Raw genomic sequence first — 8,009 nt, forward strand, 5'->3', positions numbered from 1 at the left:
GGGGACTGGAGCATGCAACTGAATTCCACCGAAATCAGCGAACTGATCAAGCAGCGCATTGCTCAGTTCAGTGTTGTGAGTGAAGCTCACAACGAAGGTACTATTGTTTCTGTAAGCGACGGTGTTATCCGCATCCACGGCCTGGCCGATTGTATGCAGGGTGAAATGATCTCCCTGCCGGGTAACCGTTACGCTATCGCACTGAACCTGGAGCGCGACTCCGTAGGTGCAGTTGTGATGGGCCCATACGCTGACCTCGCCGAAGGCATGAAGGTTAAGTGTACTGGCCGTATTCTGGAAGTACCGGTTGGCCGTGGCCTGCTGGGTCGTGTAGTTAACACCCTGGGTGCGCCAATCGACGGTAAAGGTCCGGTTGAGCACGATGGCTTCTCTCCAATCGAAGTTATCGCACCGGGCGTTATCGACCGTCAGTCCGTTGATCAGCCAGTACAGACTGGTTATAAATCCGTTGATGCCATGATCCCAATCGGTCGTGGTCAGCGTGAACTGATCATCGGTGACCGTCAGACCGGTAAAACCGCGATGGCTATCGACGCCATCATCAACCAGCGTGACTCCGGCATCAAATGTGTGTACGTGGCTATCGGCCAGAAAGCGTCCACCATTTCCAACGTGGTTCGTAAACTGGAAGAGCACGGCGCACTGTCTAACACCATCGTTGTTGTGGCGACTGCGTCTGAATCTGCTGCACTGCAATACCTGGCACCATATGCTGGTTGCGCAATGGGCGAATACTTCCGTGACCGCGGTGAAGATGCACTGATCGTATACGATGACCTGTCTAAACAGGCTGTTGCTTATCGTCAGGTTTCCCTGCTGCTCCGTCGTCCACCAGGACGTGAAGCGTTCCCTGGCGACGTATTCTACCTCCACTCTCGTCTGCTGGAGCGTGCTTCCCGCGTTAACGCGGAATACGTCGAGAACTTCACCAAAGGTGAAGTGAAGGGTAAAACGGGCTCTCTGACCGCTCTGCCGATCATTGAAACCCAGGCGGGTGACGTTTCTGCGTTCGTTCCGACCAACGTAATCTCCATTACCGATGGTCAGATCTTCCTGGAAACCAACCTGTTTAACTCCGGTATTCGTCCGGCGGTTAACCCGGGTATCTCCGTATCCCGTGTTGGTGGTGCTGCTCAGACCAAGATCATCAAGAAACTGTCCGGTGGTATCCGTACCGCGCTGGCACAGTATCGTGAACTGGCTGCGTTCTCTCAGTTCGCATCCGATCTGGACGAAGCAACCCGTAAACAGCTGAGCCACGGTCAGAAAGTGACCGAGCTGCTGAAGCAGAAACAGTACGCTCCAATGTCTGTTGCTCAGCAGGGCCTGGTACTGTTCGCGGCTGAACGCGGTTACCTCGAAGATGTGGAACTGGCGAAAATCGGTAGCTTTGAAGCCGCTCTGTTGGCTTACGTTGACCGTGATCACGCTCCGCTGATGCAAGAGATCAACCAGACCGGTGGCTATAACGACGAAATCGAAGGCAAGCTGAAAGCTATCCTCGATTCCTTCAAAGCAACCCAATCCTGGTAATCGTCCGGCGGCTTGTCTCAGGACAAGCCGCCTGGCATTGAGGAGAAGCTCATGGCCGGCGCAAAAGAGATACGTAGTAAGATCGCAAGCGTCCAGAACACGCAGAAGATCACTAAAGCGATGGAAATGGTCGCCGCTTCCAAAATGCGTAAATCGCAGGATCGCATGGCGGCCAGCCGTCCTTATGCAGATACCATGCGCAAAGTGATTGGTCACCTTGCGAACGGTAATCTGGAATATAAGCACCCTTACCTGGAAGAACGCGACGTTAAGCGCGTGGGCTACCTGGTGGTGTCGACCGACCGTGGTCTGTGTGGCGGCTTGAACATTAACCTGTTCAAAAAACTACTGGCGGATATGAAAGCCTGGTCCGAAAAAGGCGTTCAGTGCGATATCGCAATGATCGGCTCTAAGGGCGTTTCTTTCTTTAACTCCGTTGGTGGCAACATTGTCGCTCAGGTGACCGGTATGGGTGATAACCCATCCCTGTCCGAACTGATCGGCCCGGTTAAAGTGATGTTGCAGGCCTATGATGAAGGCCGTCTGGACAGACTGTACGTTGTCAGCAACAAATTTATTAACACCATGTCTCAGGTTCCAACGCTCACTCAGATGCTGCCTTTACCGGCATCAGAAGATGAAGCGCTGAAGCAAAAATCCTGGGATTACCTGTATGAACCCGATCCGAAACCGCTGTTGGATACTCTGCTGCGTCGTTACGTTGAATCTCAGGTTTATCAGGGCGTTGTAGAAAACCTGGCCAGCGAGCAGGCCGCACGAATGGTGGCGATGAAAGCCGCGACCGATAATGGCGGCAGCCTGATTAAAGAGCTGCAGTTGGTTTACAACAAAGCTCGTCAGGCCAGCATTACTCAGGAACTCACCGAGATCGTCTCGGGGGCCGCCGCGGTTTAACCAGGTTTACGAATTACGTAGAGGATTCAAGATGGCTACTGGAAAGATTGTCCAGGTAATCGGCGCCGTGGTGGACGTCGAGTTCCCTCAGGACGCCGTACCGCGCGTGTACGATGCGCTTGAGGTACAGAATGGTAACGAGAGCCTGGTGCTGGAAGTTCAGCAGCAGCTCGGCGGCGGTATCGTGCGTACCATCGCGATGGGTTCTTCCGACGGTCTGCGTCGTGGTCTGGAAGTTAAAGACCTTGAACACCCGATCGAAGTCCCGGTAGGTAAAGCAACACTGGGTCGTATCATGAACGTATTGGGTCACCCAATCGACATGAAAGGCGACATCGGTGAAGAAGAGCGTTGGGCTATCCACCGCGCAGCACCTTCCTACGAAGAGCTGTCCAGCTCTCAGGAACTGCTGGAAACCGGTATCAAAGTTATCGACCTGATGTGTCCGTTTGCGAAGGGCGGTAAAGTTGGTCTGTTCGGTGGTGCGGGTGTAGGTAAAACCGTAAACATGATGGAGCTGATCCGTAACATCGCGATCGAGCACTCCGGTTACTCCGTATTTGCGGGCGTAGGTGAACGTACTCGTGAGGGTAACGACTTCTACCACGAAATGACCGACTCCAACGTTCTGGACAAAGTATCCCTGGTTTACGGCCAGATGAACGAGCCACCAGGAAACCGTCTGCGCGTTGCGCTGACCGGTCTGACTATGGCTGAGAAGTTCCGTGACGAAGGTCGTGACGTTCTGCTGTTCGTCGATAACATCTACCGTTACACCCTGGCCGGTACGGAAGTATCTGCACTGCTGGGTCGTATGCCTTCAGCGGTAGGTTACCAGCCTACGCTTGCGGAAGAGATGGGTGTTCTTCAGGAACGTATCACCTCTACCAAAACCGGTTCTATCACCTCCGTTCAGGCGGTATACGTACCTGCGGATGACTTGACTGACCCATCACCAGCCACCACCTTTGCTCACTTAGATGCAACCGTGGTACTGAGCCGTCAGATCGCGTCTCTGGGTATCTACCCGGCCGTTGACCCGCTGGACTCCACCAGCCGTCAGCTGGATCCACTGGTTGTTGGTCAGGAACACTACGACACCGCGCGTGGCGTACAGTCCCTGCTGCAGCGTTACCAGGAACTGAAAGACATCATCGCCATCCTGGGTATGGATGAACTGTCTGAAGAAGACAAACTGGTGGTAGCACGTGCGCGTAAGATCCAGCGCTTCCTGTCCCAGCCGTTCTTCGTTGCGGAAGTATTCACCGGTTCTCCGGGTAAATACGTTTCCCTGAAAGACACCATCCGTGGCTTTAAAGGCATCATGGAAGGCGAATACGATCACCTGCCAGAGCAGGCGTTCTACATGGTTGGTTCCATCGACGAAGCCGTGGAAAAAGCCAAAAAACTTTAACGCCTTAATCGGAGGGTGATATGGCAATGACTTACCACCTGGACGTCGTCAGCGCAGAGCAACAAATGTTCTCTGGTCTGGTCGAGAAAATCCAGGTAACGGGTAGTGAAGGTGAACTGGGCATTTACCCAGGCCACGCACCGCTGCTCACCGCCATTAAGCCTGGTATGATCCGCATCGTTAAACAGTTCGGTCACGAAGAGTTTATCTATCTGTCCGGCGGCATTCTTGAAGTGCAGCCTGGTAGTGTGACCGTTCTGGCCGATACCGCTATTCGTGGCCAGGATCTCGACGAAGCGCGAGCCCTGGAATCGAAGCGTAAGGCTGAAGAGCACATTAGCAGCTCTCATGGTGACGTGGATTACGCTCAGGCGTCTGCGGAACTGGCCAAAGCGATCGCGAAACTGCGCGTTATCGAGTTGACCAAAAAAGCGATGTAACACCGGCTTGAAAAGCACAAAAGCCAGTCTGGTTTCCAGACTGGCTTTTTTTATGGATCTTTATTCCCGGTGCGAAAAATGGTTAAGCCATTGTGAGAACTGGTGACTTACTGCAAGAAAGCTATTTCTCAGAGAAAAAGTGATTTACTCTGCCCTAAAAAGTATCTTCAAATAGCCCGTAATGCCCGGTGTTGAGCGTTTTAACGCCATTCCATTTTATGGCGAAAAATATGTAGAATTTTCAACGTCGAAGGGTTTTACTTCTCACTCAAATTACAGTCAGGACGCGTATGTTGAACAATACGATGAGCGTGGTCATCCTTGCCGCTGGTAAAGGTACCCGCATGTATTCCGATCTTCCGAAGGTACTGCACACCCTGGCAGGAAAGCCAATGGTGCAGCATGTCATTGATGCCGCGAATGAACTTGGTGCTCGCCAGGTGCATTTGGTTTACGGACACGGTGGCGATCTGCTGAAAGAAACGTTGGGTGATAACGCGCTCAACTGGGTACTTCAGGCAGAACAGTTGGGTACTGGCCATGCGATGCAGCAGGCAGCCCCCTTCTTTGCTGATGACGAAGACATCCTGATGCTTTACGGTGACGTCCCGCTGATCTCTGTTGAAACGCTGGCTCGCCTGCGTGAAGCCAAACCTCATGGCGGCATCGGCCTGTTAACCGTCGTGCTGGACGATCCAAGTGGCTATGGCCGCATTACCCGTGAAAACGGCAACGTAACGGGTATCGTTGAGCACAAAGATGCCAGCGACGTTCAGCGTCAGATTCAGGAAATCAACACCGGCATCCTGATTGCCAATGGCGCGGATCTGAAGCGCTGGCTGTCAAAACTCAACAACAACAATGCCCAGGGTGAATATTACATCACCGACATCATTGCGATGGCGTATCAGGAAGGGCATGAGATTGCTGCGGTACATCCTGCACGTATCAGTGAAACGGAAGGGGTAAATAACCGTCTGCAGCTTTCCCGTCTGGAACGTGTTTACCAGTCCGAACAGGCGGAAAAACTGCTGCTGGCGGGGGTTATGCTGCGCGATCCGGCGCGTTTTGATCTGCGCGGAACCTTGTCGCACGGGCGCGACGTTGAGATTGATACTAACGTTATTGTTGAAGGTCACGTTCAGCTTGGCAATCGCGTTAAAATTGGCAGCGGCTGTGTTATCAAAAACAGCATCATCGGTGACGACTGCGAAATTAGCCCCTACAGTGTGGTGGAAGATGCCCGTCTGGATGCGGCATGTACCATTGGCCCGTTTGCACGTCTGCGTCCGGGTGCTGAGCTGCTGGAAGGCGCTCATGTGGGTAACTTCGTTGAGATGAAAAAAGCGCGTCTGGGTAAAGGCTCCAAAGCCGGTCACTTGACCTATCTGGGCGACGCGGAAATTGGCGATAACGTGAACATTGGTGCAGGGACGATCACCTGTAACTATGACGGTGCCAATAAGTTTAAAACTATCATTGGTGATGACGTGTTTGTCGGTTCCGACACGCAGCTGGTGGCACCTGTCACCGTAGGCAACGGCGTGACCATTGCTGCCGGGACGACCGTAACGCGAGACGTGGCGGATAACGAGCTGGTGTTAAGCCGTGTACCGCAGGTGCACAAACAGGGCTGGAAACGCCCGGTGAAGAAGAAGTAACAGATTCACTCCTCACCCTAACCCTCTCCCCAAAGGGAGAAGGGAACGTTCGGTGCGGTGTTTTTCTCCCTCACCCCTTTGGGGAGAGGGTCGGGATGAGGGGATAATATAATCCTCCACCCAATAGCAGTACTTATAAAAATAGCCCCACTCTCTACAAGGCTCGGGGTGCCCGGAAAGGGTAAATACAGGTCAGCGACAACGCAGGCGTTATGCCTAAATTCGGAATCTAAAACTATGTGTGGAATTGTTGGCGCAGTTGCGCAGCGTGATATTGCTGAAATCCTTCTCGAAGGTTTACGTCGTCTGGAATACCGTGGCTACGACTCTGCCGGTCTGGCTGTCGTAGATGAAGAGGGTCATATGACCCGTCTGCGCCGCCTCGGTAAAGTGCAGATGCTGGCTCAGGCCGCGGAAGAACATCCGCTGCACGGTGGTACGGGTATTGCGCATACCCGCTGGGCGACTCACGGCGAACCGTCTGAAGGCAACGCGCACCCGCATGTGTCTGAACACATCGTGGTGGTGCATAACGGTATTATTGAAAACCACGAACCGCTGCGCGAAGAGCTGAAAGCGCGCGGCTATACCTTCGTCTCTGAAACTGACACCGAAGTGATTGCTCACCTGGTTCACTGGGAGCTGAAGCAGGGCGGCACACTGCGTGATGCCGTGCTGCGTGCTATCCCACAGCTGCGTGGTGCGTACGGTACGGTGATCATGGATTCCCGCGACCCGTCCACCCTGCTGGCAGCGCGTTCCGGTAGCCCGATGGTTATCGGTCTGGGTATGGGTGAAAACTTTATCGCTTCCGATCAGCTGGCTCTGCTGCCAGTTACTCGTCGCTTTGTCTTCCTGGAAGAAGGCGATATTGCGGAAGTGACGCGCCGTAGCGTGACCGTATTCGATACCAAAGGCGCGCCTGTGAAGCGTCAGGAGATCGAATCTAACCTGCAGTACGACGCGGGCGACAAAGGCGCTTACCGTCACTACATGCAGAAAGAGATTTACGAGCAGCCAAACGCCATCAAAAACACGCTGACCGGGCGTATCAGCCACGGTGAGGTGGATCTGAGCGAGTTGGGTGCGAGCGCTAACGAACTGCTCGGTAAGGTTGAGCATATTCAGATCGTGGCCTGCGGTACGTCTTACAACTCCGGTATGGTGTCGCGTTACTGGTTTGAAGCGCTGGCTGGCGTACCATGCGATGTCGAAATCGCTTCTGAATTCCGCTACCGCAAATCCGCTGTGCGTCGTAACAGTCTGATGATCACCCTTTCCCAGTCTGGCGAAACGGCGGACACCCTGGCGGCGCTGCGTCTCTCCAAAGAGCTGGGTTACCTGGGTTCTCTGGCGATTTGTAACGTGCCTGGCTCCTCGCTGGTGCGTGAGTCCGATCTGGCGCTGATGACCAAAGCGGGTACTGAAATCGGCGTAGCGTCTACCAAAGCGTTTACTACCCAGCTGACCGTTCTGCTGATGCTGGTGGCAAAACTGGCGCGTCTGAAAGGTCTGGATGCTTCTGTCGAGCATGATATCGTTCATGGTCTGCAGGCACTGCCAAGCCGCATTGAACAGATGCTGTCGCAGGATAAACGCATTGAAGAGCTGGCTGAAGATTTCTCCGACAAACACCACGCGCTGTTCCTGGGCCGTGGCGATCAGTATCCGATTGCGCTGGAAGGCGCACTGAAGCTGAAAGAGATCTCCTATATCCACGCTGAAGCCTACGCGGCAGGCGAGCTGAAACATGGCCCGCTGGCGCTGATTGACGCGGATATGCCTGTTATTGTTGTGGCACCTAACAACGAACTGCTGGAAAAACTGAAATCTAACATCGAAGAAGTGCGCGCTCGTGGTGGTGTACTTTATGTCTTCGCTGATAAGGATGCCGGTTTCACCAGCAGCGATAACATGCACATCATTGATATGCCGCATGTGGAAGAGGTCATTGCCCCGATCTTCTACACCGTTCCGCTGCAACTGCTGGCTTACCACGTGGCGCTGATCAAAGGCACCGACGTA

6 protein-coding genes are annotated in these 8,009 nt (G+C 53.7%); all 6 read left to right on the forward strand.

All coding sequences use genetic code 11. The features are described 5' to 3' along the window. The first annotated feature begins 12 nt into the window (after nt 1-12). The gene (gene atpA, locus ACJ9N4_RS17065; protein WP_006808751.1) at nt 13-1,554 is read left to right on the forward strand and encodes a F0F1 ATP synthase subunit alpha; all 1,542 of its coding nucleotides are present in this window, start codon (nt 13-15) and stop codon (nt 1,552-1,554) included. Between the two features lie 51 nt (nt 1,555-1,605). After that, on the forward strand, nt 1,606-2,469 hold the full coding sequence (gene atpG / locus ACJ9N4_RS17070; protein WP_182273205.1) for a F0F1 ATP synthase subunit gamma: 864 nt from the start codon (nt 1,606-1,608) through the stop codon (nt 2,467-2,469). Nucleotides 2,470-2,500: 31 nt separating this feature from the next. After that, nucleotides 2,501-3,883, forward strand: coding sequence for a F0F1 ATP synthase subunit beta (gene atpD / locus ACJ9N4_RS17075; protein ID WP_014072438.1), 1,383 nt, complete (start codon nt 2,501-2,503; stop codon nt 3,881-3,883). 20 nt (nt 3,884-3,903) lie between these two features. After that, on the forward strand, nt 3,904-4,323 hold the full coding sequence (locus ACJ9N4_RS17080; protein WP_182273204.1) for a F0F1 ATP synthase subunit epsilon: 420 nt from the start codon (nt 3,904-3,906) through the stop codon (nt 4,321-4,323). 290 nt (nt 4,324-4,613) lie between these two features. Next, the gene (gene glmU / locus ACJ9N4_RS17085; RefSeq protein ID WP_411500661.1) at nt 4,614-5,984 is read left to right on the forward strand and encodes a bifunctional UDP-N-acetylglucosamine diphosphorylase/glucosamine-1-phosphate N-acetyltransferase GlmU; all 1,371 of its coding nucleotides are present in this window, start codon (nt 4,614-4,616) and stop codon (nt 5,982-5,984) included. Between the two features lie 237 nt (nt 5,985-6,221). Further along, nucleotides 6,222-8,009: glutamine--fructose-6-phosphate transaminase (isomerizing) (gene glmS / locus ACJ9N4_RS17090; RefSeq protein WP_411500662.1), on the forward strand; the 1,788-nt coding region annotated here is incomplete at its 3' end.

Source organism: Enterobacter sp. LM3 (assembly GCF_046622475.1).
GTDB lineage: Bacteria > Pseudomonadota > Gammaproteobacteria > Enterobacterales > Enterobacteriaceae > Enterobacter > Enterobacter cloacae_P.